The sequence below is a fragment of the Anaerolineae bacterium genome, from assembly GCA_025062375.1.
In the GTDB taxonomy this organism is placed as follows: domain Bacteria; phylum Chloroflexota; class Anaerolineae; order SpSt-600; family SpSt-600; genus SpSt-600.
Genome location: JANXAG010000079.1, coordinates 1 through 412 on the forward strand (window position 1 = coordinate 1; position 412 = coordinate 412).

Consider the following 412-nt stretch of genomic DNA (forward strand, 5'->3'; position numbering starts at 1 on the left):
ATACTCGTTGGCTGTATCCAAATCACCATCCAGCACCGCCGACCGCAGCCAGGAATAATACCCCATACCATCGGCCCCGTGGACCCACGGCTTAAACAAGCCAACGGCTGCCAGCACGAAGAGAATGATCAGCACAAGCCGATTACTGTGAGGCAAGAGCATCACCTCTCTGATTTTTCCGAATTCGTCGCCTATGCTCTGTAATCTGCCATGCCAGCACTCCCCAGAGGATCAGCAAACCATAAGTACCCAACGATAGCAAAAGGGTATGTCCGACCAATTGATGCCAGAACAGGCCCTGCACATTGATCAGCGCGTAGGCAATAAGGACAAACGCTCGCTCCCGGTTGGATGCGGACTGCCAGGCCACAGCAAACGCGAGAAAGGCCAAAGCCATATGGTGAAACCAGCC

The 412-nt window shown here is 53.9% G+C and carries 1 protein-coding gene; it reads right to left on the reverse strand.

Annotated features, from left to right (window positions below):
- Positions 1-142: 142 nt before the first annotated feature.
- Positions 143-412: hypothetical protein (locus NZ653_10115; protein ID MCS7287471.1), on the reverse strand; the 270-nt coding region annotated here is incomplete at its 5' end.